At 43.3% G+C, this 23,368-nt stretch carries 28 protein-coding genes and 1 riboswitch; of the genes, 7 read left to right on the top strand and 21 right to left on the bottom strand.

The annotated features are described in order from the left end of the window. Nucleotides 1–79: 79 nt before the first annotated feature. The 10 genes from BN6539_RS09740 to BN6539_RS09695 all read right to left on the bottom strand — a co-directional run bounded on the left by BN6539_RS09740 (nt 80) and on the right by BN6539_RS09695 (nt 10,609). The gene (locus BN6539_RS09740) at nt 80–691 is read right to left on the bottom strand and encodes a sugar O-acetyltransferase (protein WP_067538217.1); all 612 of its coding nucleotides are present in this window, start codon (nt 689–691) and stop codon (nt 80–82) included. Between the two features lie 8 nt (nt 692–699). Beyond that, nucleotides 700–882: a hypothetical protein gene (locus BN6539_RS09735; protein ID WP_067537222.1), complete on the bottom strand. Its 183-nt coding sequence runs from the start codon at nt 880–882 to the stop codon at nt 700–702. Then, on the bottom strand, nt 879–1,259 hold the full coding sequence (gene crcB, locus BN6539_RS09730) for a fluoride efflux transporter CrcB (protein WP_067537219.1): 381 nt from the start codon (nt 1,257–1,259) through the stop codon (nt 879–881). The genes BN6539_RS09735 and crcB overlap by 4 nt, the downstream gene beginning before the upstream one ends. 36 nt (nt 1,260–1,295) lie before the next feature. Then, a riboswitch (Fluoride riboswitch) is annotated at nt 1,296–1,369 on the bottom strand. 36 nt (nt 1,370–1,405) lie between these two features. After that, the gene (locus BN6539_RS09725) at nt 1,406–2,800 is read right to left on the bottom strand and encodes a YfcC family protein (protein WP_067537215.1); all 1,395 of its coding nucleotides are present in this window, start codon (nt 2,798–2,800) and stop codon (nt 1,406–1,408) included. Nucleotides 2,801–2,832: 32 nt separating this feature from the next. Then, nucleotides 2,833–4,116, bottom strand: coding sequence for an amidohydrolase (locus BN6539_RS09720; RefSeq protein ID WP_067537211.1), 1,284 nt, complete (start codon nt 4,114–4,116; stop codon nt 2,833–2,835). Continuing rightward, on the bottom strand, nt 4,109–5,587 hold the full coding sequence (locus BN6539_RS09715; protein WP_067537208.1) for an aminotransferase-like domain-containing protein: 1,479 nt from the start codon (nt 5,585–5,587) through the stop codon (nt 4,109–4,111). The genes BN6539_RS09720 and BN6539_RS09715 overlap by 8 nt, the downstream gene beginning before the upstream one ends. A gap of 287 nt (nt 5,588–5,874) precedes the next feature. Further along, complete coding sequence (gene dtd, locus BN6539_RS09710) at nt 5,875–6,321, bottom strand: D-aminoacyl-tRNA deacylase (protein WP_067537204.1); 447 nt, start codon at nt 6,319–6,321, stop codon at nt 5,875–5,877. Continuing rightward, nucleotides 6,293–7,189, bottom strand: a complete 897-nt coding sequence (locus BN6539_RS09705) for a DMT family transporter (RefSeq protein ID WP_197492875.1) — start codon at nt 7,187–7,189, stop codon at nt 6,293–6,295. Before BN6539_RS09705 ends, dtd begins: the two co-directional genes overlap by 29 nt. A gap of 105 nt (nt 7,190–7,294) precedes the next feature. After that, nucleotides 7,295–8,569, bottom strand: coding sequence for an FRG domain-containing protein (locus BN6539_RS09700; protein ID WP_182435593.1), 1,275 nt, complete (start codon nt 8,567–8,569; stop codon nt 7,295–7,297). A gap of 36 nt (nt 8,570–8,605) precedes the next feature. Beyond that, complete coding sequence (locus tag BN6539_RS09695) at nt 8,606–10,609, bottom strand: alpha/beta hydrolase family protein (RefSeq protein WP_067537196.1); 2,004 nt, start codon at nt 10,607–10,609, stop codon at nt 8,606–8,608. A 187-nt stretch (nt 10,610–10,796) separates the two neighbouring features. On the opposite strand from BN6539_RS09695, the gene BN6539_RS09690 reads away from it, so the two are divergent. Beyond that, the gene (locus tag BN6539_RS09690; protein ID WP_067537192.1) at nt 10,797–12,059 is read left to right on the top strand and encodes an MFS transporter; all 1,263 of its coding nucleotides are present in this window, start codon (nt 10,797–10,799) and stop codon (nt 12,057–12,059) included. A 55-nt stretch (nt 12,060–12,114) separates the two neighbouring features. Here BN6539_RS09690 and BN6539_RS09685 read toward each other — a convergent pair whose 3' ends face one another. The 4 genes from BN6539_RS09685 to BN6539_RS09670 form a co-directional block, all read right to left on the bottom strand. Further along, nucleotides 12,115–12,714 carry a manganese catalase family protein gene (locus BN6539_RS09685; protein WP_067537189.1) on the bottom strand — a complete coding sequence of 200 codons (600 nt, stop codon included), beginning with the start codon at nt 12,712–12,714 and terminating at the stop codon, nt 12,115–12,117. A gap of 1 nt (nt 12,715) precedes the next feature. Continuing rightward, the gene (locus BN6539_RS09680) at nt 12,716–12,964 is read right to left on the bottom strand and encodes a spore coat protein CotJB (protein WP_067537185.1); all 249 of its coding nucleotides are present in this window, start codon (nt 12,962–12,964) and stop codon (nt 12,716–12,718) included. Next, nucleotides 12,961–13,329 (bottom strand): spore coat associated protein CotJA, encoded by a 369-nt coding sequence (locus BN6539_RS22915; protein WP_067537181.1) that lies wholly within the window; start codon nt 13,327–13,329, stop codon nt 12,961–12,963. Before BN6539_RS22915 ends, BN6539_RS09680 begins: the two co-directional genes overlap by 4 nt. A gap of 67 nt (nt 13,330–13,396) precedes the next feature. Beyond that, complete coding sequence (locus tag BN6539_RS09670) at nt 13,397–13,918, bottom strand: DUF1836 domain-containing protein (RefSeq protein WP_067537178.1); 522 nt, start codon at nt 13,916–13,918, stop codon at nt 13,397–13,399. 146 nt (nt 13,919–14,064) lie between these two features. Between BN6539_RS09670 and BN6539_RS09665 the strand changes: the two genes are divergently transcribed. Further along, on the top strand, nt 14,065–14,754 hold the full coding sequence (locus tag BN6539_RS09665; protein WP_082907434.1) for an SGNH/GDSL hydrolase family protein: 690 nt from the start codon (nt 14,065–14,067) through the stop codon (nt 14,752–14,754). 6 nt (nt 14,755–14,760) lie between these two features. Here BN6539_RS09665 and pdaA read toward each other — a convergent pair whose 3' ends face one another. The 4 genes from pdaA to BN6539_RS09645 are packed head-to-tail and all read right to left on the bottom strand — an operon-like array spanning nt 14,761 to nt 18,112. Further along, a complete protein-coding gene (pdaA, locus tag BN6539_RS09660; RefSeq protein WP_067537175.1) occupies nt 14,761–15,612 on the bottom strand; it encodes a delta-lactam-biosynthetic de-N-acetylase in 852 nt (283 codons plus the stop codon). 31 nt (nt 15,613–15,643) lie between these two features. Continuing rightward, a complete protein-coding gene (locus tag BN6539_RS09655) occupies nt 15,644–16,870 on the bottom strand; it encodes a sensor histidine kinase (protein WP_067537172.1) in 1,227 nt (408 codons plus the stop codon). 4 nt (nt 16,871–16,874) lie between these two features. Further along, nucleotides 16,875–17,555 carry a response regulator transcription factor gene (locus BN6539_RS09650; protein ID WP_067537167.1) on the bottom strand — a complete coding sequence of 227 codons (681 nt, stop codon included), beginning with the start codon at nt 17,553–17,555 and terminating at the stop codon, nt 16,875–16,877. Between the two features lie 23 nt (nt 17,556–17,578). Then, the gene (locus tag BN6539_RS09645; RefSeq protein WP_067537163.1) at nt 17,579–18,112 is read right to left on the bottom strand and encodes a DUF4342 domain-containing protein; all 534 of its coding nucleotides are present in this window, start codon (nt 18,110–18,112) and stop codon (nt 17,579–17,581) included. A gap of 624 nt (nt 18,113–18,736) precedes the next feature. Here BN6539_RS09645 and BN6539_RS09640 point away from each other — a divergent pair. Together BN6539_RS09640 and BN6539_RS09635 are read left to right on the top strand one after the other, a co-directional pair. Continuing rightward, nucleotides 18,737–18,928: a hypothetical protein gene (locus BN6539_RS09640; RefSeq protein WP_067537159.1), complete on the top strand. Its 192-nt coding sequence runs from the start codon at nt 18,737–18,739 to the stop codon at nt 18,926–18,928. Nucleotides 18,929–18,932: 4 nt separating this feature from the next. Beyond that, complete coding sequence (locus BN6539_RS09635; protein WP_067537156.1) at nt 18,933–19,148, top strand: helix-turn-helix domain-containing protein; 216 nt, start codon at nt 18,933–18,935, stop codon at nt 19,146–19,148. A gap of 112 nt (nt 19,149–19,260) precedes the next feature. Here BN6539_RS09635 and BN6539_RS09630 read toward each other — a convergent pair whose 3' ends face one another. Next, nucleotides 19,261–20,301, bottom strand: coding sequence for a hypothetical protein (locus tag BN6539_RS09630; protein WP_242869392.1), 1,041 nt, complete (start codon nt 20,299–20,301; stop codon nt 19,261–19,263). 351 nt (nt 20,302–20,652) lie between these two features. Here BN6539_RS09630 and BN6539_RS23325 point away from each other — a divergent pair, with 351 nt between their 5' ends. After that, a complete protein-coding gene (locus tag BN6539_RS23325) occupies nt 20,653–20,892 on the top strand; it encodes a helix-turn-helix domain-containing protein (RefSeq protein WP_317870321.1) in 240 nt (79 codons plus the stop codon). Here BN6539_RS23325 and BN6539_RS09625 read toward each other — a convergent pair. Then, nucleotides 20,881–21,267 (bottom strand): hypothetical protein, encoded by a 387-nt coding sequence (locus BN6539_RS09625; protein WP_067537152.1) that lies wholly within the window; start codon nt 21,265–21,267, stop codon nt 20,881–20,883. The two genes, BN6539_RS23325 and BN6539_RS09625, sit on opposite strands and share 12 nt — an antisense overlap. 131 nt (nt 21,268–21,398) lie before the next feature. On the opposite strand from BN6539_RS09625, the gene BN6539_RS09620 reads away from it, so the two are divergent. Together BN6539_RS09620 and BN6539_RS09615 are read left to right on the top strand one after the other, a co-directional pair. Further along, the gene (locus BN6539_RS09620; RefSeq protein WP_330385067.1) at nt 21,399–21,611 is read left to right on the top strand and encodes a helix-turn-helix domain-containing protein; all 213 of its coding nucleotides are present in this window, start codon (nt 21,399–21,401) and stop codon (nt 21,609–21,611) included. A 520-nt stretch (nt 21,612–22,131) separates the two neighbouring features. Further along, on the top strand, nt 22,132–22,326 hold the full coding sequence (locus tag BN6539_RS09615) for a helix-turn-helix transcriptional regulator (RefSeq protein ID WP_067537148.1): 195 nt from the start codon (nt 22,132–22,134) through the stop codon (nt 22,324–22,326). Between the two features lie 490 nt (nt 22,327–22,816). Here BN6539_RS09615 and BN6539_RS09610 read toward each other — a convergent pair whose 3' ends face one another. Further along, nucleotides 22,817–23,368: an ImmA/IrrE family metallo-endopeptidase gene (locus tag BN6539_RS09610; RefSeq protein ID WP_067537145.1), complete on the bottom strand. Its 552-nt coding sequence runs from the start codon at nt 23,366–23,368 to the stop codon at nt 22,817–22,819.

Raw genomic sequence — 23,368 nt, 5'->3', positions numbered from 1 at the left:
CTGCGGTAAATTTACTCTCTAAATCTGTTTTTAAACGGCGTAAAGCATTCAGTGAGCAATACTTTACGCCGTTTCTTCGTTAAAGCGACAGTCCTTCTCTGTATACGGAATCCGCTTCTGTAATGGGTCTGACGGCACGGCATGGATTTCCGTAGGCCAGATAGCCGGCCGGAATGTCCTTTGTCACCACGCTGCCGGCACCAATGACCACATTGTCACCGATGTGAACGCCGCCGATGACTACGGCATTACAGGCGATCCAGACGTTATTGCCGATGTGGATTTCCTCTGCAAATTCCGCCATAGTCGTAGATCCATCTTCATTGACACCCATGCGCTCCGCCGCAATCAGCGGATGGTTGGTCGCCATCAGTGACACGTTCGGTCCAAAGCAGACGTTGTCACCAATATAGATGCGGGCGTCGTCCATGACCGTCAGATTGAAGTTGGCAAAGAAGTTTTCACCGATAAAGGTGTGGCTGCCGTAGTTGAACTGGATCGGTCCCTGAAAATAGTAAGTTTCTCCGATAGATCCGATCAGTTCTTTGATGATGGGCGAGCGGCCAGGGTCATACTCGTCCAAAGCGTTATATCTTCGGCAAGCTTCGTGCGCTCTGTGTTTGATGTCTTTTAATTCTTTTTTTCGCGGATCAAAAATCTGTCCCGCGAAGATTTTTTCTTCTTCTGTCATCTTAATCATCACTCCTCTGTGTATTTATAATTTAATGGTTTCATATGCATTGATGTCATAGTGGGCTTTTTGCTGGTTCCCCGGTTCCAGCCGTGCTTTAAAATCGCATTGACCTGTTCCGCTGCTTTCATGCTGCGCGCAGAGCCGTCGATGGCCAGCAACAATTTTTCACGATATCCGCCCCTTTTCATGCGCCAAAACAGCCGGCAATCCATTTTCCGATATAGACGCCCAGGAGGCATAACACGACACTGGCCGCTATGTACACGAAACTCATCATGCTCTTTCCCTCCTGCATCAGGTTCAAGGACTCCAGTGCAAAGGAGGAAAAGGTCGTAAAACCGCCGCAGACGCCTACTTTCAGAAACAACATGGTCTGTTCACTGAAGGCTCCATAAGATTCCGACGATTTGACGACGATGCCGATGATGATCGCGCCGACCACATTGACGAGCAACGTCTGCAGAGGCAGCGTTTCCCTGTGCAAAAAAGGAATCAGACTGAACAGATACCGAAATACAGAGCCGATAAAGCCGCCGGCACCTACGGCAAAACAATTTAGTAACATATATGATACCTCCATATAACCAAAAAAGACTTCTGCAACTATGCAGAAGTCATCAACTTTGACAGTGGTTTTGGCAAATACCAGGGGAGAACTTCATTCCCTGGCATTTAGTATATCACATGTGTTTTTAAAATTCAATCAAAGCTTTATTGGTATCCGATCATGGTAGCCACGACGATCAGTACGACCTGCAATGCGAACATCATGATGAATAACGGCCAGGCAAATTTGTACCACTTTTGGAGAGGAATGCCCATGATGCCGCATTCTGTGGCGATGACCGTCGGCCAGAACATATTGGAGAATCCGTCTCCAAATTGGAATGCCAGTACGGCAATCTGTCTGTGCATGCCGATGGAGTCCGCCAGGTTTGCCATAATCGGCATGGATACTGCCGCCTGTCCTGAACCTGATGGAATGAAGAAGTTGAGAATGTTCTGCACGATGACCATGCCTACAGCCGCGATGCCGTTAGGTACGTCCGTCAGCGCACTGGACATATAGTATACCAGAGAGTCGATGATGTTGCCTTCGTTCATCACGACCACCAGGGAGCGGGCCACACCGATGACCACCGCGCCAAAGAGGATTTCACTGGCCGCCTCCACAAATTTCCTGCAGATTTCACTGGGTCCAAATCCGCCTAAAAGTCCGACGACGAACATGGCGATGATGAACAGGGCGGAAAGCTCCGACAGATACCATCCGAACTGGGTCGTCCCATAGACCAAAAGGCCGATGGTGCAGGCAAAGACCAGCATAATCAGTTTATGTCTGCCCGTAAACGGCAGCTTCTCCATCTTCTCACTGGTCATCCCCTCGTCCACGTTGAAGTGAACATCTCTGACGATAGACCGGCTCGGATCTTTTTTGACCCTGTGGGCGTAACGCATGACGTACCAGATTGCCAGCGCTTCGAACAGCACCAGGCAGATAATGCGGTACCAGACCCCTGATCCGATGGGTAGTCCGGCGATGCCTTGTGCAATACCGATGGTAAACGGATTGAGTGTCGCTGCCGCAAACCCAGTGACGACGCCCAATACGACTGTCGCTCCGCCCACCAGGCCGTCATAGCCCATGGCGATAGCGATGCCGATAAAGGCTGGCAGAAGTCCGTATACCTCTTCATACATGCCAAAGGTGGAGCCGCAGATTCCAAAGACGATCATAAATACAGGGAGAATTAAAATCTCTTTTCCCCTCATGACTCTTTTCAGGGCACTGACTCCTCCGTAAAAAGCGCCTGTTTTGATCATCATGTAGACAAGGCCGTAAGCGAAGAAACAGAAGAAAATGATATCAGAAGCATCGACCATTCCTTCTGCCAAAGCCGTAACCATCTTGAACGGACCCACAGGAGTCTGCTCCACGTGATGATAAGACCCTGTAACGATGATTTCCTGACCTGATGCCTCATCCATCACGCGGTCATACTGACCGGCGGGGATGACATAGGTCATCAGAGTGACAATGACTAATATAATTCCGATGATGACATAAGTATGGGGCACAGATAATTTGCGTTTTTTCTTTTCCATACATACCTCCTTTTCCTGTTCAGCAATAACGTTTATCCTATGCCGTGCAGTTCTTCTAAAGCAAACATGCATAAGTCGATTGCAGCATCGATGCAATCCTCGTCAATATCAAATTCGGCGTTATGTACCGGCTGGGTAGTATCGCTTCCAATGCCGATGTAGGTGCCCATCCCGCCGTTCTGCTGCACTTTTGTGAGCATGGCCGCGGCGTCGTCGGTGCCGCCCACGTTGCCCTCAAAATAGATTTTTTCAAACCAAGGTACTTTCTTAGCGGCTCTTTCGATGACCGCCATCATGGCATCGTCACTTTTTCCGGCAGGCACTTCTCCGTAATCCAGGTAAGTATAGGTCATATCGTAGGCTTTTGCCGCTCCATCTAAAATGTCGAAGACTCTTTTCCCTGCATAAGCGGCTACGGCCGGCGTCTGCCCCCTGTATTCCACTTTCATCAATGCGTTGGGAGCGATGGTATTGGGCGCAACGCCCGCATAGAGTTCACCGACGTTGACTCTGCAGAGCCCTTCTTCATGGGGTGCGATGGCGTGGAGATTCAGTGCCGCTGTGCAGGCCGCAAGCAAAGCATTCTTTCCTTCCTGGGCTGCACCGCAAGGGTGGGCGGCTCTTCCGTGGAAGGTAACGTCCAGCTGCCTGTCGCTGAGGAAGTCCTTACAGCCGCAGGCGATGGTATTGGACGGCAGAGGCCTGTTCTCCGCACTGAGAGCCACGTGCATGGCGATAAAATACTCTACGTCGTCCAGATGGCCTTTGTCGATGATGGACTGGGCGCCGTTAAACGTCTCTTCTGCCGGCTGGAAAATCAGCCTGATCTTTCCCTCGAACTGTGCTTTTCTTGCCATCAGCTGGTCTGCAATTCCAAGACCCATGGCCGTGTGGGAATCGTGGCCGCAGGCATGGACAGATCCGGCGTTACAGGAGATATAACCTTCTTCAAAAGGTCTGTAACCCTCTTTCCTCGGCTCATCATAAGGCAGGCAGTCGATATCAAAGCGGAAGGCCGTCACCGGGCCGTCTTTACCCGTATCAAATTCGGCAATGACACCCGGATAGCCCTTTGTTCGCTCCACGAATTCCGGTTTTGCGCCCTGGCTGACGGCTCTCTCCATGGCCGCTTTCATTTCTTCTTCCGTTGCGGTTTCCGTGCCGATGGTCTCTATTTTGACGACATCGGGTCCCATAAGGCACTGGTAGCCCATCCCTGTCAGAATTTCCGCAATCCTGGCGCTGGTTCTGATTTCTCTAAAACCCTGTTCCGGGTACTTGTGAAATTCTCTGCGGTACTCTACGTATTTACTCATCGCAATTCTCCTTTGTTTTTACTTGGTCGATGGCTTCTCCGAGGAGTCTGACGCCGTCGACGATTTCTTGATCGCTGACATTGGAAAAACAAAGTCTGATATGACCCCGTCCCTGATACCCGTAAGGATAGAACAGAAACCCAGGCATCATCAAAACTCCTTTCTCCTTTGCCGCGAGAAAAAGCTTTCTTTCATTTATATTCTCATCTAAAGTACACCAGAGAAGAATCCCTCCCTGGGGCTTTTGATAGGTAATTCCTTTTTGCTCAATCTGATCCAACTGGCTGCAGAGCAAATCCAGTTTCTGGCTGTAATAAGCCGCCAGCCGCTTCGTATGTTCTGCAAAGAATCCCCGCTCGATATATTCGCTGATCATGTAGGCGCCCATATTGCTGACAAAAGTCTCCGTCATCGTGATCAGCCGTCCCAGCATATCCACAAGGTCATAGGGTCCGACCACGTAACCGACTTTGACGCCATAGGGGAAGGTCAAAGTGAAAGAATCCACATAGACTACGGACTTGTACTGGTCGAGAGAATACAAGCTGGGAAGTCGTTCCTGGGTATAGCGGAAGTCTCTCTGCGAATCTTCTTCAATGATGGGCACTCCGTAACGCTGGGCAATCTCCAGCAGCCGCTCCCGTTTCGAAAGGGACATGACCGCTCCCGTGGGATTGTGAAAGTTGGGCATGGTATAGATGAACTTCGGCTTATGCTTTTTTATCTGCATTTCCAGTTTGTCCATGTCCATACCATCCGCCTCCATGGGCACGGTAACCATATTCAATCCGCCGTTTCGAAAGATGGAGGCGTTGTCAGGCACGATGGGTTCCTCTACGATGACACTGTCGCCTTCGGAAAGGTAGAGCGTCATCAGATAGTACAAGGCCTGATTGGTTTCCGCTACAATCTGTACGTTCTTCGCATTGACGTACATGTTTTCCGCGGCGAGAATATGACAGATATTCTTTTTCAGCCGCTCGCTGTCGTCGTGATAAAAGGACATGATTTCCCCATCCTCATCAAACTGCAGCATATGCTTTACGATGGAGCCCATGTCACCTGCCGGATTGACCTTCTTGTCCATGACAATGCCGCCAAAGGAAATGTAGCCCTTGTCCACGGAGTCGTTAAATATCTCCTGAAAGCGCTTTTCTCTCTCATTGTAATGGTAGCGGATCATCTTTTCCAGAGGGAAGAATCGGTTGTTAAAGTTCCAGGAGTTCACTGCGCTCTGGACAAAATAACCTTTTGGCGCCTGTCTGGATGCAGTTAAAAGTCCCTCTGACACTAGTTCGCCATAGGCTTTTACGACGGTATTCCTGTGAACGCCCAGTTCACTGGCGAGCTGCCTCTCTCCTGGCAGCTTATAGCCTTTGACCAGTTCGTTTTTTTCTATCATATTCTTGATAGTTCCCGCAATCTGCAAATAGATTGGGGTTTCGCTGTTTCTGTTTATTGTAATATTCATATCATCAGTATACCATGCGGGTCAGTCACCACCAATTAGTAATGTTTGTTAAAATCATAACACCGGATCGAACATGTCTAAAGTGCCAAAATCTTTTTTTGCTGTAGTCCAAACAGGTTTTTTGCAGTGTATACTACATAACGTAAAACGCAACTAGTCCGAACTCGGACTAGTTGCGTTTTGATAATAAACATATACTATAATAAATGCATCAATCTTTCAGCTTCGCTGCAAGGATGCGTTCGTTGAAACATGACTGTCAGTGATGTTTTAAAGGTATCGTCATGTTATAGTATAGACTCATCTAATATGACGGTAAAGGGACCATCGTTGGTCAGCGATACCTTCATATCTGCGCCAAACTCACCAGTCTCCACTATCGGAACCGCCTTCTTGCATTCTTCTACAATATACTCATAAAGCGCCTCTGCCTGATCCGGCGCCCCTGCCTCGATAAAGCTGGGCCTGTTGCCTTTCTTGCAGTTAGCATAGAGGGTAAACTGGGAAATCAACAGCAGCTGTCCGTCCACGTCCTTTAATGATAAATTGGTCTTGCCGTTTTCATCCTCAAAGATACGCAAGGCAATCATTTTTTTGATATATTTATCCGCAGTTTCCTTTGTATCTTCCTGGCCCACGCCAATTAAGACCATAAATCCCCTGCCGATCTGTCCTTTCGTTTCACCGTCTATTGCAACCGACGCCTCACTCACTCGCTGAATTACTAATTTCATCTTCTTGTTCCCTTTCTCTTCCTCCAAAAGTAAATAAAAACAGTCCTGCAAAGATGACGATGCCGCCGATGATCGTAGCCAGATCAGGCACCGCACCTGTCAGGAAAAACTCTAGTATCCCCGTTATAAAGGGGGTTAAAAACATATAATTGCTGACTTGAGAGGTCTTTGGCGCTTTAGAAAAAGCCTTTGCCCATGTCGCATAAGCGAGAGCGCTTGCAAAGATACCCATGAAAGCGATGTATAGCAGCGGCCTTAACGGCGCATTCGATAGTTCTCCAATGGCCTGGGGCAGAAATACCATCAGCAGAATGGCGCCCGCAAAGATGCTGAAGGCCGAAGTCTGCAGGGAAGTATACCGTCTTGTAAGATGTCTGACGATCAGATTATAGGTACTGAGGGATATGGCTGCAATCAATACCCAGAGCATGCCGGGTTTGACCGCTTCCAGTCCGTTCATCAAAGTCATGATCGCTACGCCGCAGAACTCTGCCGCAATAGCCGCCCACTGCGCAGGTTTCAGCTTCTCTGTATAAATGTAGTTGGCCAAAAGCGCCGTCATAACCGGCACAGCAGCCAGGATAACGCTTGCAGTAGAAGCCGTCACGGTCTCACAGCCTTTGTTGAAAGCCAGCGTAAAGCCAAAGAAACCCGTCGCTCCGGCGATGATAAACCAAGGGATGTCTCGTTTCTGTGGCAGCTTCATCTTTACGCTGAAAGCGATAACGATAAAAGCAGCAAAGGCAACTGCATATCGCAAAGCTGCAAGCGGACATGGACTGAAATAGGCGACTGCGATTTTTGTAAATGTGTTGCCCACCGACCAACACAAAATCGTAATTAAAGCATATAAATGAAAACTTTTCATGATTTTCTCTCTTTGCATTTTCATAATATTATATCTGAAAATCACTAACGATTCAACACAGCAGACATATGAAAATAAGTTCTCGCACTGCTGTTTAAAAAACTATTAACTATATTCCCCTTTAATATATTCCGCCACACACTCGATTTCTGGAAACAGGGCTGCCGCGTTAATCGAAAAGTTGGAAAGTTCCTTTAGAATTTTCTTTTTATTGTCAATTATAACGATTACCGTCTTTTTCTTATTTTTATATCTGAACTTCCCCATTAAATTTCCGTCTGCAGATAAGCCGCACAAAATAAAAGCGCCGTCCTGCTTTACAATCCGATTATTATTCTTCAGCGCATAGACGATAAAATGATTTAACAAATCCTCCCTTTTTATCTCAGCTCGAAAAGCTGGTTTTTCAAGTCGAACTTCATGAGTCAGTCTTGATATGCGATAATTGAATTCTTTATCGTCGATTGTAAAATCATTGGCTAACTCTTTAAAGGACCTTTGTTTCTCAAAGGAGAATAACGGCAAGCTTGCTAAAATAGATATGGTATCGCTTTGTGGATATTTGATTAGTTGTTTCTCAACAGAGATCAATACCAATTCGCCGTAAGATTCAAACTGACTTTCACAGGCAAAGAAAAGCGCCACCAACGGATTTCTTGTGATATCCAAAAGTCGAGTCGGCAAACCATAATGCTGCATCTGGACCAACTTCTCCAGATGTGTATGGCATTTCTCAAAATCATCTGGACAGTTAATCAGTAATTCATGATACATGATGCTTTCGTGCTTTTTTGTGCGTTCAGAACGCATTACAGATGGCAGCAGTTGAAAATTTGCATTGGCATGTCCGCGAAAAAACAATTGTTGGCCAGCTGAACTGCAGAAGGAAATTAATTGGTTGACATCTGAAATTGAGGATATAAAATTAATTTCCACCTTCGATTTATTAAACGCCACGCCACGCGAAATACGAATTTGATTACGAATTTCATGCAAGTCTTTGATGTAGCTGAATAACCACTCTGTAAACTCCATTCTTTCTTCTGCATTCCGGTAGGATCGATACACCCAGTTTACAATCGCATTGGCTTCAAGATATGTTAAATCTTCAGAGTGTTCAGATTGGTAGCGGTCTAGTGTTTCTATGTTCTGATTCCACGATTCTATAATGTTATCTTTTTTAGGGTAGGCATCTTTATAGAGAACTGCAAAGCGAGATTGATCTGCTGTAAGTTTTTCCAGCATATCTTCTTTCTTAATTCTGGCATAGATAAACGCACTCATATCCACATAACCGTCTGTCAGCATCTTCTTTATACATACGATGTCAAAGGCTTGACCGATCTCTGTTTGATAGTATAGATTTTCTAAAAAGCTCATAAACATATTAGGCCTCCATTTCTCTTCTGTTCACTGCTACAAATACTGCTCAAACCACTTCACCATTTCATCGATTCGCCGCTGCCTATTCTGAGGACTGCCGCTTCTGCAAAGTTCATGACTTTCCCCCTTGAAGGCAAAGACTCTGGATACACCGCCAAAATAAGTGATTGCACTGTGAAGCTGCAGCGAATGATCGCAGGTACAGCGGTAGTCCTCAATGCCGTGAAGAAACAGCACCGGCGTTTTGATGGAGGGCGCATATTTTAAGGCCGATTGTTCCCACAGATATTCCGAGTTTTGCCATGGCGTCACGCCGTAGGTATCTTTGTTACAGGCGAACCCGATGTCGGACATGCAGCAGTCTCCTAAAAGGTTGGATACACTGCGATCTGAAACAGCCGCTTGAAACTTCTGTGTATGGCCGATGATCCAGTTGGTCATAATGCCGCCATAAGACCCGCCTGTAATACCCAGCCTTTCCTCATCAATCCATGAATACCGCTTTAAGGCCCCATCGACAAACTCCATCAAGTCGTCATAGTCCACAGTTCCCCACTTTGTTCTGATGTCAGCAAACGCGCCGCCTCTGCCTTCAGAGCCTCTCGGGTTGCAGTAGATCACACCGTACCCCTTTGCACACATAACCTGCATGTCATGGTTTAGAACAGGACCATAAGCAGAGCCAGGTCCGCCGTGAATAAACAGAATCACTGGATATTTCTGATTCTCATCAAAATCTGTTGGCGCCATGATCCAGCCTTCTATTTCAATTTCGTCAGAATTAATAAAATTGCAGCTTTCCACTTGTGCATATGCATACGACTCCTCCAGGTGGTTATTAAAATTGCTCAATCGTATTTCTTTTTCTTCATTCAGCTTCTTGCAATAGATTTCTGGACCGGATAACCCTCGCATAGCCGTCATGTAAATAGTATTGTCTTGTACAAAATAGTCCAGAATTTTGCCTTGCCCTGTGACCGCTTTGATTTTGTCGCTGCCAAAGGCCGAGTAGTACAGCTTTGATGCGCCTCCCCTGGTGGCGATGAACAAAAGTCCGTCGTCTGTCACCGTGATTTTGTTGAGCCATCCGGTCAGATAGGTGATATCATTGACGACATTATCGTAAAGGTGAACATCGGCGCTTCCATTGTTTCTCGTAAATGTGCCCGACTTCAGGTCAATGACATCGATATACTCGTTCTGGTATTCGCCGTGAAACCGTCTGTCATTCCTGCAGACTAGAATACGATCTCGATCCAGGGGCTGGATGTAAGTGTAGATATAATGGTTTGTTTCATCCAGAGGAACTACGTCCATGGTGTCGTAGTCGATTTTGTACAGTTTTCCTTCTGTTTTCTGCACGCCGCCAGAGTCCACCCCATAAAATAAGCCGTAATGCTCTTTACAAGCTTTCACATCGCAGACACTGAAATCGTCTGCGGATAATTGTTTGAGGGATCCGCCATCAAAGAGGAAAAGCCGCCCTCTTTTTTTGTTTGCGTACCCGCAGCCGTCGGTCCAGAAAGGAACTTCGTCGGCGACAAAGTATTTAGACTCTCGTTTGACAATTGCAGCATATTTGTCCCAGTTGCCGCCCGCTTCGCTCAGATATTCGTCTTCTAACAGACTGTCGTCTGCCAGCAGAAGATATTTATTGTCGTCAATGCGGGCAAATTGACAGACGTTTTTATGGACTCGAAAAAGTTCTTCATATTGCTTGGTGTGTATATGAAAACGGTAAAACACAGTCAGAGGAATTCCCTTCTCTGACAGATCTTTATCCGCCTGCTCCCTCAGCGCAGTTATCATTAAATGCTCATCATCCAGCCACTGATGAAGGCCCACTTTGTTTTCGAAAGTCAGCTGATCCGACACACGATTCTTTTCCATGTCGAAAAGAAACAAGTTTGCCTTATACTGATCCCCCTGCAGGTCTGTGTCATACCGTACAAAGGTAAAAAGGCCTTTTCCATTTGGTTTTAAATCTCCAATGTTTATGAATTCCTTAAAGTAATCACTGCCTATCTTCTTTTTCACAGCCCTCTCCTTTCCAGATAACGGACCTGCCGTCCACAGAGCATGAGGCATCCACTATGCATTATAATATACCAAATATTGTGTCATGGAAAGAGGGAGCCTAAAATAAATTTCCACTTTCGCCGGCAGTCATTATAGTATATGATGAATATACGAGTATTTTTAAAATCAGACAGGAGATATGGCTATGAAAAAAATCGGTTTAAGTTTTCAGAGCTTTATTGCCATCATCTCGTTTTCCATCGCCGGCAGTGTCATTTACGAACTGCCCTATATCAAATACGTCTATTATGACAAATTGCTAGAAGCGTTTCATATGACCAACGCCCAGGCAGGCTTTCTGCTTTCAGCCTACGCCATCGGCTGTATGGTGTTATATATTCCCGGCGGTATCGTAGCGGATAAATTCTCAACGAAAAAGATGCTGGTGCTGTCTCTGTTCAGCACCGGCGTTCTAGGGTTTATCCTCGCTTTTTCCATGAACTATATCACAGCACTGATCGTATTCTTTCTATTCGCTTTCTCCACCAGCTTTGTTTTCTGGACAGCGCTGAACAAAGGCTTACGGCTGATTGGCGGCAAAGACGATTCTGGCTCTGCTTACGGCTGGTACTACGCTTTAGGCTCCATTATCAGCTTAGCCTGCAGTTTTCTCTTCTGGGACCTGTATACTTCTACAGAAGATGCTCATTCTGCCATGTTCAAAACCATTGTAGCCATGTCCATTGCAGTTCTCGTCGCCGGTCTTCTCGTCCTTCTAACCTTTAAAGACAACGCGATTGCACTTTCTGAGGATAATGGAGATGACAAGTTTAACTTACGGGATGTGGGCAAGGCCGTCAGGAATCCCTATCTCTGGTGGGCTGCAGTCATCATGTTCGTCATGTATACGATTTACAGCAATGTGACCTACTTTACGCCTTACCTGACTTCTCAGGTAGGGATGGATGTTTCCGACTCTTCTCTTCTGGCAATCATTCGAGGTTATGTGCTTTACTTCCTAGCACCCGTCGGGGGATACGTTGCAGATAAGCTGTTGAAATCCACTCTCAAATTCTATGGGTTCGGCTATGCGATTTTAGCGGTCTTATTCTTCATGACAACGCAAATTCCGGCAGGTGTCAGCAGCGTTACCATCGCTATCATCATTTCCATGCTGGCGTCGGCTTTCGCTATGATGATGTACGGTGTCATGTGGTCTGTGCTTAACGAAATTGATATCCCCATCTCCTATGCAGCCACAGCCATCGGTATCGCGTCCATGGTCATTTATCTGCCAGATCTGTTTGTTCCAGCCATGTTCGGCAATTGGCTGGACACCTTAGGAGATGAGGCCGGCTACTTTAGAATGTTCGTCTTCCTGGGTATCTGTTGTCTGGCAGCAGTGGTATTATCCTTTACCTTGGCAATCAAAGTAAAGAGAAAGAAAGAGGCAGAACAAATAAGTTAATGCATACAAAAAAGGCGATGAGACGGGCTCATCGCCTTTTTTAATTCAAATAACATTATCTTAAATCAAATTCTGGATTAATTGCATAGAAATTCTTTGAGTCTAAATTGTCCTGTACGATTCGAAGGGCTTCTCCAAAACGCTGGAAATGTGTAACTTCACGCTGTCTTAAGAATTTAATCGGTTCAATAACATCCGGATCGTCTACCATTCTCAGAATGTTATCGTAAGTAGTACGCGCTTTCTGTTCTGCAGCCATATCCTCAGTCAGGTCTGTAATTGCATCTCCTTTTGATGCAAAACAGAGCGCATCGAATGGGAAGCCTGCTGCTGCCTGCGCATAAACGCCAGAAGTATGGTCTACGAAATAATCTTCGAAACCGGCTTCTTTAATCTGTTCGATTGTCATATTTCTTGTCAGCTGATGCACGATGGTAGATACCATTTCGAAGTGACCTAGTTCCTCACTGCCGATATCCGTGAGAACGCCGGCTACTTTTCTATACGGCATGGAGTATCTCTGAGATAGGTATCTGAGAGACGCTCCAATTTCTCCGTCTGGTCCACCGTACTGGGTGATAATGAACTTTGCCATTGCCGGATTCGGATTTTTGATATTAATCGGGTACTGTAATTTTCTCTCATATGTCCACATACTATTCCTCCACTTCCCATGGCCAAGGTGCGTCCACCCAGGTCCATCCGTTTTCTACATCAGAGTCTTTGGCAGTCAAAGGTCCGAATTGCATTTCGTAGTCTTCAACAGCCTCCAGATATTTTTTCCTTGTATCGTCGTAAAATGTCAATGCCGCCCTGTTGTCAGGATGAGTATCAAGGAATAACCCTGTATCGTCCAGGGCAAAACTATACATCTGTACTCGTCTCAGTGCTTCTGCTCTGGTCATCGTTTCATCCCTCCTTGATAGCCTAAAAATGGTAGATCTAAATCAGGGAAAATGGTTCCTACCATTAGACCTTTTTCGAAATCATACGGCTGCTGCCATTTCTGCCAAGGCACGTAAGCCATCGCTAAAGCCATGCGCTGCTGCGGCATGCAATCAGGATTCTGATCCGGCTGCTGTGGCGGCTGCGGTTTGATGTCCGGCGTGCAGTCTTCTGGCGGCTGCGGCCTCATATCCGGCATACAATCCGGATTCGGCTGCTGCGGCGGCTGTGGTTTGATCTCTACATTGCAGTCTGGTGCTGCTGTTATTTCATCGTATTCGCCAAGAATAATCGGCATACCGATGTAAGGCTCTTTTCTATTCAAAATAAAACCCCTTTCACAGTAAGATAATTTATACTATGAAAAGGGGCGTCTCTTTGTGACATATTTTCTATTTTTCTTGCTCTTTTTCCGGGGTGATCGCTTGTAAAATCTTTTTGCATGCAAGCATCTGTGCGTAACTGGATACAGCCATTTTCAGCGCCAGCTGCGCCAATTCCTCCTCCGATGCATCTACCTTCAGTTCCTCTGCTACAAGATTGAACTCGTTGTCTAACGTAACCTTATAGTTATGATAAAAATTCTCGATGTCTCTGTGTTCCATCTGATTGTTTAAAAGCACGCCTGTCTCTCCTACACTGAGCACCTGCTTCAGCAGGCAGATTGCCGTCAGGTAGCCGATGTGCTCTCTGTTGTACTTTTTGCCTTTGGCTCGCGGCAAGAGACCGCTTTTGATATAGTTGTTAATCATAGCTGAGGTCAGAGTCTCCTCGTTCTCTAGTTCAAGACCGATGTGCTGGCGGGTCATATAGCTGATAACCTGATCCATATATAAATCGATATCAGGAATCTGTTCCCAGTCCTCTGGTCTCGCCGCTGTCAATTGTTCTTTAAATTCTTTTATTTTATCCATAGTTACCTCACAACATAGAATCTTACTAATATTATAAAACACTTTTATATTTTTTGCAATTAGTTATTGACATTTTACCAATCGTGAAATATAATATTAAATATCACATTATAAAATATTTATCATCACAAAAAGGGGTATCGATTATGAACATCTGTGTATTTGGAGATTCTGTAGCAAAAGGGGTGGTTTTTGACGAAATAAAAAACAAGTACACGTTTCTGAAAGAAAACTTTGTAAACTTGGTGCAGTCAAAGACGTCTGTACCTTTTAAAAACTATGCCAAGTTCGGCTGCACTGTCACGAAAGGCTCAGAGATCTTGGAAAAGCAGGCTGACAGATTGTCAGCTTATCAATATACAATTTTGGAGTTTGGCGGCAACGACTGCGACCTCAACTGGGCAGAAGTGGCCAGCCAGCCAGGTGCATCCCACATGGCACAAGTTCCCATAGAACGCTTCAAAGAGATCTATGAGACTATGATTGAAAAGACAAGAGGTGCCGGCAGCCATCCGATTTTGATGTCTCTGCCGCCCTTGGATTCAGATAGATTTTTCAATTGGATTTCTAAGGGTCTTGACAGAGAAAAGATTCTTCAGTTCCTCGAAAACGATGTGGACTATATCTTCCGGTGGCATCAGCAGTACAACGACATGATCTTCAGACTGGCAGATGCGTACCAGATACCAGTCATAGATATCCGCACAGATTTTCTCAAACAAAAGGATTATAAAAGCCTTCTCTGTGTAGATGGCATGCATCCAAACAAAGAAGGCCATAAGCTCATCGCTTCTTCTTTAGAGAAATATGTAGCAGCGCTCTGTCAGCGCAAATAAATTAGCTCATTTGCTCAGTTTTTCCAGTGATTTAAATTGATACCCTTCTTCTTTCCATTTGGTTATTAATTCCTGGAGAATCTGGGCATTTGTTTTTGATGTAGAGTGTAGGAGAATTACCGCACCATTATGGGTTCTCGGCATCAGCTTCTGCAGCGCCTCTTCTCTCGTCGGCTGTTTATCGACGTACCAGTCCACATAAGCCAAGCTCCAGAACACTGTCGTATATCCTAATTTATTGGCCTGCTCCAGATTATAAAAGCTGAACTTCCCCTGCGGCGGACGGTAAAATTTCTTCATGTTCTTTCCCGTCGTTTCCTTGTAAAGGGTTTCTACCTGATTCAATTCTTTCTTAAAAGCCGCATCGTCAGCGATAGCAGACATATCGGGATGGGTCATCGTATGATTGCCTACGATATGACCTTCCTTTTCCATTCGCTTGATTAGATCAGGGTTTTCTTTGATATAGGTGCCGACCACGAAGAAGGCAGCCGGTACTTTCTCTTTTTTCAAAACATCCAATATCTCAGGCATATACCCATTTTCATATCCTGCGTCAAAGGTCAGATAGATTACTTTTTTATCCTTGTTTCCGCAATAATATGAATTATACTTTTTCAGCTCCTCCGCGCTCGCATTGCCTATTGGCGTTTCACCATCTTTCTGAAAAGAAAGACCCCAGTTGGTGGTCTCTGTACTGGCAGAGGCTGTCGCTGCCGATTCAGACGTTTGCTTCTCCTGTGAAGCCGGTCCGGGATTTAATACTCTGTATCCCGCAGCGGCGCTGATAGCCAGTACTGCTACAAGAGCACCTGCGCCCACCTTTTTCAGTTTTTTCTTATTTAACTCAATCAACATGGTAAACTATATGCCATGCTGTCCGCGATTATTACAGTTTCACCGTAAATCTCGTCCCAAACTCCGGCCGAGAGAGAATTTCTATGGTTCCGCCATGGGCATCCACAATCCATTTGGCAATGGAAAGGCCCAGCCCAGAACCGCCTTCGGCGCTGCTTCTAGCCGCATCAGAGCGATAAAAGCGTTCAAAGACATGAACGACTTCCGATTCTGCCATGCCGATTCCCTCATCCTGTACCATATAGCAAGGCCTGCCGCCCTCTGCTTTTGCTCTTAGAGTAATCGTGTCCCCTTCTTTTGAATATTTCGCCGCATTCTGCACCAGAATTCGCAGAGACTGCTTAATCATAGACAGGTCTCCATTAATGACAACTTTTTCTTCTCCTTCAAAGCGGTAAACATGGGTTTCATCAATCATGATGGATTCTTCCCATACATCCTTTACTGTCTCTGTAAGGTCAAAATTTTCGAAATGCAGCGTATTTCTCCCGCTGTCTCCCCTGGCCAGAAAAAGCAGCTGTTCAATGAGATTCTTCATATTCTCCGATTCATTTTTGATAGCTTCTATGCTCTCATCCAAGATCTGCTCGTCCTCTTTTCCCCATCTGTCCAGCATATTGACGTAGCCTTGGATGACGGAAATCGGCGTCCGCAGCTCATGGGACGCATCAGAAACAAAGCGGTCCTGCTGCCTGTGGCTTTCCCGCATTCTTGCGAGCAGGTTATTGATAGCGATTTCAAGACTTTGCAGGTCTTGGTCTCCAGTGTGTACCTTTGCATCTGGCATTTCCGGATTTAAGTTAGAAATCGCCTGCTCAAAGTTTTCAAACTTTTCACTATCAAAGGCCATATTGCTCAGCTGCTCCGTTTTCATTGCGATATCGTTAAGCGGCCGCATGCGCATTCTGACTTTTTTCGTATTGAAAAGTTCTCCAATCAGAGTCGCTCCTTGTATCAGCAGAAAAACGATGGCCGGCACCCTGACCAGGTCGAACACCTTGTAAATGTAGTAACCGTATACCTTGCCAGCCTCCGTCTCTATGATATATTGAATCTGCCGAAATTCATTACCCGTAAAGTATCTGTCGTCCACCACGACTCCTTCTGGCAGAGCGTTCTCCCGCCATACGAAAAAGGTGACTGCTATCAGAACGACCAGTACCACGTCTATCATAAGAAAGTTGGCAAACTGTTTCAGCCAGAAGTCAAAGTTGATCCTTCTGGCTATGGATGTCATCTTGTTGTTATTTTCACTCATTCAATCAGTCCTCTTTGATCACGTAGCCTACGCCACGCACCGTCGATATAAACTTAATCCCAAATCGATCGTCGATTTTAGAGCGGATATATCTGACGTACACGTCGATAATGTTCGTCTCCCCCATATAATCATATCCGCAAACCGTATTCATCAGCTGGTCCCTGTTCAATACGATGTTTTTATTTTCCATCAAAGTGTGCACCAGCTCATATTCTCTGTTGTTCAGTTCTATTATTTCATCCCCGTAAGTAACCTCATGTCTGTCGATATCCATGGTCACGCCTTTTACACTCATTTTACGCGTCTTGCGATCTGTGCTGGCCCTCGTCTTAAAGATGACTCTGATCCTGGCTAAAAGTTCTTCGATGGCAAAAGGCTTGGTGATATAGTCGTCCGCTCCGGCGTCAAGACCGGAAACTTTGTCCATGACCGCATCCCTGGCAGTGAGCATGATGACTGGTATATCAGAAGTCCTGCGCAGTCTGCGCAGGACCTCCAGACCATTGAGCTCCGGCAGCATGACGTCAAGCAGGATCAATTCATATTCGCCGCTCTCCGCCAGGGTAAGTCCCTCTCTTCCATTAAAAGACTTTGTTACTTCATAACCCTCGTGGGTTAATTCCAGCTCTACAAATCTGGCAATTTTTTCTTCATCTTCTATGAGTAAAATTTTACGTGACATCTTTCATCTCCAACTTCCTGGTATTAACTCTTAAACTCTTTTTTCATGGACTCACAGGCTTCGGCAGCTTTGTCGCAGGCCTTGTTCACATCCACAGACTTGGTAATGTTCCCTCTGAAGGAATATCTGAATCCGCAGAAGAGTCCGACTACGAGCAGCGGCAGAACAATCCAAAATGCGAATAACAGCAGCAGCGCTAAGACGATGACCGGCACCGACATGATCTCCTCATTATGCTTTGCCACGATAAAGAAGTTTTCACAGCCCTTCTTAATCATGCGGCCGCACCACTTGAGGAATTTCTTTACGATATCGCCAAAGGATTCATGATCCTCTGTTTCATAAGTCTTTGCCGCTTCTATCAGCTCCATACTTGTGTCCTGCTCAGGCTTTGACGTATAAACTTGTTTTTCCGGTCTCTTGATCTTCCCCTGATTTTCCAGATATACGATAGCGTCCAGTACATCTCCGCCTGCAGCCTCCAATGCTTCTTTTGCCTCTTCATAGGTTACGCCTGTTTTTTCTCTTATCTTTTCAACTCTTTCTAACTGATTCATTTTTCTCTTCCTTTCTAATCTTAACTCTTTTATTCCGGTTTCCCTTTCTGTACCTATATAGTACCTCTTCCAAATTAATGAAAAATGGGAGAAAGATTAAAATTAGATTAAGATTTGATGATATTAACAAATATCCAATCATTTCTTAACATATTATATAAACGTTTAAATTTCAACATTTTAATCCATAGTTATTATAAATCTATATCCATTTATAGTTTGTTCTATACAGTCATCACCATCTTGGCGTGGACAAACCGTGGACAAAATCCACTTCATAATAAGCAACGCCCACCCTATCAAAAAGGTGGGTTTTGCTTTATTATTTTCCTTTTAAGCAAACGTTTATAGACTGCAGTTCCAACTCTACTGCCAGTTTCCGATCTGAATTGATGGTTTTAGACGTTAATTCACTCTCAAGTGATTTTTTTATTTCTATGAAATCGTCTTTCCGAATCGGCATAACGCACCTCTCAGTAGCTCAATAATACATCTTACAAGATAATAATAGCACATAAACACTATATTCAAAAGAAAAAAATAAACCGTTATTATTTTAGGGCAATTCCCCATAAAGTATAGTATAATGGAATCAGATTTTGTTTCTTTGAGTTGGAGATTATCATGATAAATATTGGACAAGTACAACCAGAAAAAGTGAGTGGACACAAACGAAGATATGCAGAACTGTTGGGAGCAGAGACAAAGGATCTTAGTATAAAGGCGGCCGTAGAAAATGATGCTAACTACCTGTCGGCAGACTATCTGATATCGGACCGTCTGCTAAAATATTATATTGAACAGAGAAGGAGCTGAAACAATGGTAAAATTAAACTTAGAAGAACTATTACTGAAAAATGGCAGAAGTAGATACTGGCTTGTGACACAACTGGAATCAAACTACACGGTCATCAACAGAATGATTCATGGTGAGACAACTGCAATCAGTTTCAGCACAATTGAAAAGCTGTTAAGATTGTTTAATTGCCGCATTGATGAGCTTTTTGTAGACGATGGTAAAAAAGCCAGTCGCTAAGACTGGCTAACCTTTATTGTGTGGGGAACAGTGACGGACACGTTTAGAAAATACACCTCTTTTAAGTTTTGTATAAACTGGGATTTGACTAAGTCTCCTGTATCTCTCACCTTTAATCAATCGTTGCAACTATTCTATTTTTTAGCATTAACGGTATAGACTCTACTGTGTCCCACATAATGGTGTTTTTCTGAGCAATATCAAAATGTAATATTGCATCTTTTTGACAAAGCTGAATTACAGGTTTACCCAATCCTATTGCATATCCTTCTTCAAAATACGCACCATTATTTTGATGTGTCAAATCTACAACAACAAACTTACTATCACGAATATACTTTAGTAGTTCTGGCGTAATAAAATCATTATGTTGCACTTCATCTATAAAAACTGCAAAATATCCTGCTTCTGTTATACCTTTACGAATAGCTTCACGCAATGGTTTCGTATCATCTCCAAATTTCATTGCAACTAATACATTTCTTCCTCTTGCTGTATTTTTCTGCAACATATCAATTCTTGCATAGCCCTCCGGGGTTAATCGCAGTTCAATCCAATCATCTTCATTTACACACCCTCTATATTCGATATATAGATTCTTTTGTAAATAATCCAACATATAATATGCTTCATCTTCACAATCCGTATCCTCCCTCCAATTCCAGTCACCATTATTTTCCGAAATTGCACTTGGAATATATTCCTTACGGTCAATAAACAACATAGAAAACACTTCCTGCATCCCTAATATTACAAACTGTCCTATATGGGGAATCCTACTATTTATATATATAAGAATTAAATCAATTCTTTCAGAAAAGGATTTAGGATACCACGCCGAAATTATATCGGCATCCATATGTACAGGACGGCCATGTGTTTTTTTTCCTGAGTTAAATTCTTTATTATATTTATCACATGTTTCTTTATCCAAAGGAGTATTATATCTGTATTCTATAATCCCCTTTTTACCAAAACTATGATATAGCAGATAGGGAGCTAATTGATTTCCAGCCTTATACTCAAGCTCATTCAAATCATACAGTTCGTAACTTCCACACACCGGACAAGTATAGAAACTACTTGACCTTCGACCGTCTCTCTCTATTTCTGCATTTGATTTACAAACTGCACATTCACCCATTTTTATCATATTCATGCATCTCCTATCTTGCCTTTTTCTTATTTCACCTCATACAATACACTACCTTCCGCAATCAACAGCGGCACTTTCAATCAAAGAATCGTCAATATAATCGAAATATGCAAATTCTAATTTAGTGCAATTAAAAAAACTCTTCAACACAGTTTCAAGATACCACCTTTTACATTTAATATCAACTCATATTTTATGGAATCCCCTAGAAAACTGCTACTGTTGAATGGCCATAATAGGGGTGTCAACATTTAATAAGCAATCTAATTCTTACTGTAATAAACCTATAACCTCATTGCGATATGGTGAATATAGCCACAATATCATCTTACCCTTTTGTGCAATATAATGATTACGAGACAAATCAGCAGAGGTGGCAAAATGATAGATTATAGTCCGCTATGGGTGACCATGCGTGAAAAAGGCATATCGCAATACTATCTTTTAAAGAACGGCATTGATTCAAAAACTTTAGATCGCTTAAGAAATAACTGCAACATTACGATGTTAACATTGGAAAAACTATGTACGCTTCTTAATTGCACTCCTAATGACATTGTAATTTTTTCGAGCGATTCAAGGTTTTAGACAAAAGCCCTCTTCACTCAATTCTTTGATCCGCTGCAGCACAGTATTAATAAACTTATTTTTTATATCTCCAAACTTTAGCATTTCACTACCGTCTAAAGTTTCATAAACCTTCAATGCTATCACAGCGTTTAAATCAGGAAAGTCACTCCAAATATCTTCAAATAAACGAAAATTATCAGTATTGATGCAAGCAAGAAGACAATGTTCGAACATATCTTCAGTCATTTCGATTTCTCCACCTATTGCATCTAACTCTTCATAACTTAACGCATTCAGTGTCCTCATAAGATTGAGTAATGCATCTTTACCTCCCTCAGTTGGTTCATTATAAAAATCAGGGACTTCAATCAATTCACGCATATTTTCTTTCATAATTTCAAAGGCTCCTATTCTGTACCGATATAGTGTCTATTTTCACTATATTATAGTTCATTGTGGCGATAATCACAATATTTTTTCTTAAGGAGTCACAATATAATAAGATTGTTATTTATATATAGGTGGTGAGAAAGATTATTGACTTTAGTCCTTTATGGGAAACAATGCAACGAAAAAAAATTACACAATATCAGCTGATTAAAGGCGGTATCGATAATAAAACATTAGATAAATTAAAAAAGAATGGCAACATTACGCTTCTAACCTTAGAGAAACTTTGCAATTTATTAGATTGTGCTCCAAATGATATTGTTAAATTCCATGTCAAAAAAGATTAGCACCCTATGATATTGCTTAATACTACGAATTAAAAATAAGCCAGGAAACGATGAATCAGCCACCTAGCCATTAGAATTTAAGTCTAAATTTTAGAGGTTAGGTTCATTCCACCCTGGCTTTTAAAGTTGTTATATTTTTCAAAAATGTCTACTTTTTTCAGCTAACCCCTTGACAAATACGCTCAATGAGCGTATAATATAATTAAAGATAAGGAAAGGAGGAAAACATATGAATGAGTAAAAGAAAAAAGAAAAAGTCCACCAAAGTTGACATCAAACTGCTAACGATACAAGCTTTGGTAGACCTAACAATCGGAACACTGGTTGCGATTATAGCCAAATACATAATCTAATCAGAGGGGGGCGCAAGCCCCCTGGTTCCTACAAATAAGATACAATAAAATCATTCATATGTCAAATGTCATGAAAGATATTTTATATTACCTTGCCCTGGCTTTGATAGCAATGGGAATTGTGAAACTCGTCATGGTTGGGATCGAAGTCCTAAGGAGTCGGAAGAATGGAAAATAGGATAAAAGAAGCTCGAAAGCATTTCGGCCTTACACAACAGCAGGTTAAGGATTTATTAGGCATCCCTACACGCACACAGCAAGGATGGGAAAATGGAGAGCGTAAGCCAGCGCCGTGGATGGAAGAGATGGTGATTAGGGAGTATGAAAGGATTTCAAAAAACAAAAAAAGCCAGGACGAATAATCGTCCTGGCATTATAATTGTTTCATTTAATTTGGTGTTGATCTGCGGTGTGGTCTTACTTTTGTACCGTCTGACTTTTTATATCCAGATACAACAACAATTTTCTTTTGCTGCAGACCTTTAGTGCTACTTTTTGTCTTGGCCATTTTTATCTCCTCGAGTTTTGAAAATAACTTTCCTAAATATATTTCAGTTTATTCGTAGATTGGAATTGGAAATCCTCTAAGCCCATAATCTTTAGCGTAATATTTTACACCATTGACAGTTTTGGATGCCCTATAGATATATCTTATAGGTTTTCTTCCACTTCCGTCTTCATGGAATTCTGTCATATTTAAAGCCCTTTTCCCCTCTGACCCGAAACAAAACTCTTGAAATAGAACATCAATAGTGATATACTGTATTGTATGAATAGAGTCTGGACCATGCGGGTCATGTGTCCATTGCTAATTGTTGCAGCAACTAGCTAACGAGTAATCTATGTAAACATCTAAAAAGATGGGATTTTATCCTGTCTTTTTTCTTTTTTGTAAATATTATATTGGTAAAAAGCTGCAGTTAATGAAACCCCACAGTTTATTGAGATTTCCTCTGGTGTCATATTCTCTACCAAATGTTTAGGAATCATTATTTCACCAGCAAAACATTTTGCCTGCCATTCTGGGTCTTCATAAGGCTTCAAATCATCTTGTTCGACTCGTCTAGCACATTTTATGGATTGATTCACTAAAAACTCATAATGTCCAACCTCATGCATTACCGTCATTCTTGAAAATCCATCCCCGTTACATGCCCTATTGTAAGTACTTTCACTCAACCTAATAATTTTTCGACTTATATCCGTTTCTGCGTAATATCCTCTTGAAAAACTGTCATCTGGATCTATCAGAGTTTTTAGCTCTGGATATATGATAGGGAGGATTTCAAAGATTGACGGTATGGGCAAATAAAGAGTCCTCTCCATACCATAAGTCTTTCTCCATTGAAAAGCTTTATCTCTTATTAATTTTCTGCTCATGGGTGTCACTCTGTATCCGTCCAT

Origin of the sequence: Emergencia timonensis (assembly GCF_900086585.1) — a bacterium.
Lineage (GTDB): Bacteria > Bacillota > Clostridia > Peptostreptococcales > Anaerovoracaceae > Senimuribacter > Senimuribacter timonensis.
The sequence above is the reverse complement of the archived record's forward strand: the minus strand, read 5'-3'. Positions and strand labels throughout refer to the sequence as shown.

Bases quoted from the DNA above. Each gene is read 5' to 3' on its own strand.
- BN6539_RS09740 (WP_067538217.1), bottom strand. From the start codon at position 691: ATGACAGAAGAAGAAAAAATCTTCGCGGGACAGATTTTTGATCCGCGA.
- BN6539_RS09735 (WP_067537222.1), bottom strand. From the start codon at position 882: ATGAAAAGGGGCGGATATCGTGAAAAATTGTTGCTGGCCATCGACGGC.
- crcB (WP_067537219.1), bottom strand. From the start codon at position 1,259: ATGTTACTAAATTGTTTTGCCGTAGGTGCCGGCGGCTTTATCGGCTCT.
- BN6539_RS09725 (WP_067537215.1), bottom strand. From the start codon at position 2,800: ATGGAAAAGAAAAAACGCAAATTATCTGTGCCCCATACTTATGTCATC.
- BN6539_RS09720 (WP_067537211.1), bottom strand. From the start codon at position 4,116: ATGAGTAAATACGTAGAGTACCGCAGAGAATTTCACAAGTACCCGGAA.
- BN6539_RS09715 (WP_067537208.1), bottom strand. From the start codon at position 5,587: ATGAATATTACAATAAACAGAAACAGCGAAACCCCAATCTATTTGCAG.
- dtd (WP_067537204.1), bottom strand. From the start codon at position 6,321: ATGAAATTAGTAATTCAGCGAGTGAGTGAGGCGTCGGTTGCAATAGAC.
- BN6539_RS09705 (WP_197492875.1), bottom strand. From the start codon at position 7,189: ATGAAAAGTTTTCATTTATATGCTTTAATTACGATTTTGTGTTGGTCG.
- BN6539_RS09700 (WP_182435593.1), bottom strand. From the start codon at position 8,569: ATGAGCTTTTTAGAAAATCTATACTATCAAACAGAGATCGGTCAAGCC.
- BN6539_RS09690 (WP_067537192.1), top strand. From the start codon at position 10,797: ATGAAAAAAATCGGTTTAAGTTTTCAGAGCTTTATTGCCATCATCTCG.
- BN6539_RS09685 (WP_067537189.1), bottom strand. From the start codon at position 12,714: ATGTGGACATATGAGAGAAAATTACAGTACCCGATTAATATCAAAAAT.
- BN6539_RS09680 (WP_067537185.1), bottom strand. From the start codon at position 12,964: ATGACCAGAGCAGAAGCACTGAGACGAGTACAGATGTATAGTTTTGCC.
- BN6539_RS09670 (WP_067537178.1), bottom strand. From the start codon at position 13,918: ATGGATAAAATAAAAGAATTTAAAGAACAATTGACAGCGGCGAGACCA.
- BN6539_RS09665 (WP_082907434.1), top strand. From the start codon at position 14,065: ATGAACATCTGTGTATTTGGAGATTCTGTAGCAAAAGGGGTGGTTTTT.
- pdaA (WP_067537175.1), bottom strand. From the start codon at position 15,612: ATGTTGATTGAGTTAAATAAGAAAAAACTGAAAAAGGTGGGCGCAGGT.
- BN6539_RS09655 (WP_067537172.1), bottom strand. From the start codon at position 16,870: ATGAGTGAAAATAACAACAAGATGACATCCATAGCCAGAAGGATCAAC.
- BN6539_RS09650 (WP_067537167.1), bottom strand. From the start codon at position 17,555: ATGTCACGTAAAATTTTACTCATAGAAGATGAAGAAAAAATTGCCAGA.
- BN6539_RS09645 (WP_067537163.1), bottom strand. From the start codon at position 18,112: ATGAATCAGTTAGAAAGAGTTGAAAAGATAAGAGAAAAAACAGGCGTA.
- BN6539_RS09640 (WP_067537159.1), top strand. From the start codon at position 18,737: ATGATAAATATTGGACAAGTACAACCAGAAAAAGTGAGTGGACACAAA.
- BN6539_RS09635 (WP_067537156.1), top strand. From the start codon at position 18,933: ATGGTAAAATTAAACTTAGAAGAACTATTACTGAAAAATGGCAGAAGT.
- BN6539_RS09630 (WP_242869392.1), bottom strand. From the start codon at position 20,301: ATGATAAAAATGGGTGAATGTGCAGTTTGTAAATCAAATGCAGAAATA.
- BN6539_RS23325 (WP_317870321.1), top strand. From the start codon at position 20,653: ATGATTACGAGACAAATCAGCAGAGGTGGCAAAATGATAGATTATAGT.
- BN6539_RS09625 (WP_067537152.1), bottom strand. From the start codon at position 21,267: ATGAAAGAAAATATGCGTGAATTGATTGAAGTCCCTGATTTTTATAAT.
- BN6539_RS09615 (WP_067537148.1), top strand. From the start codon at position 22,132: ATGGAAAATAGGATAAAAGAAGCTCGAAAGCATTTCGGCCTTACACAA.
- BN6539_RS09610 (WP_067537145.1), bottom strand. From the start codon at position 23,368: ATGGACGGATACAGAGTGACACCCATGAGCAGAAAATTAATAAGAGAT.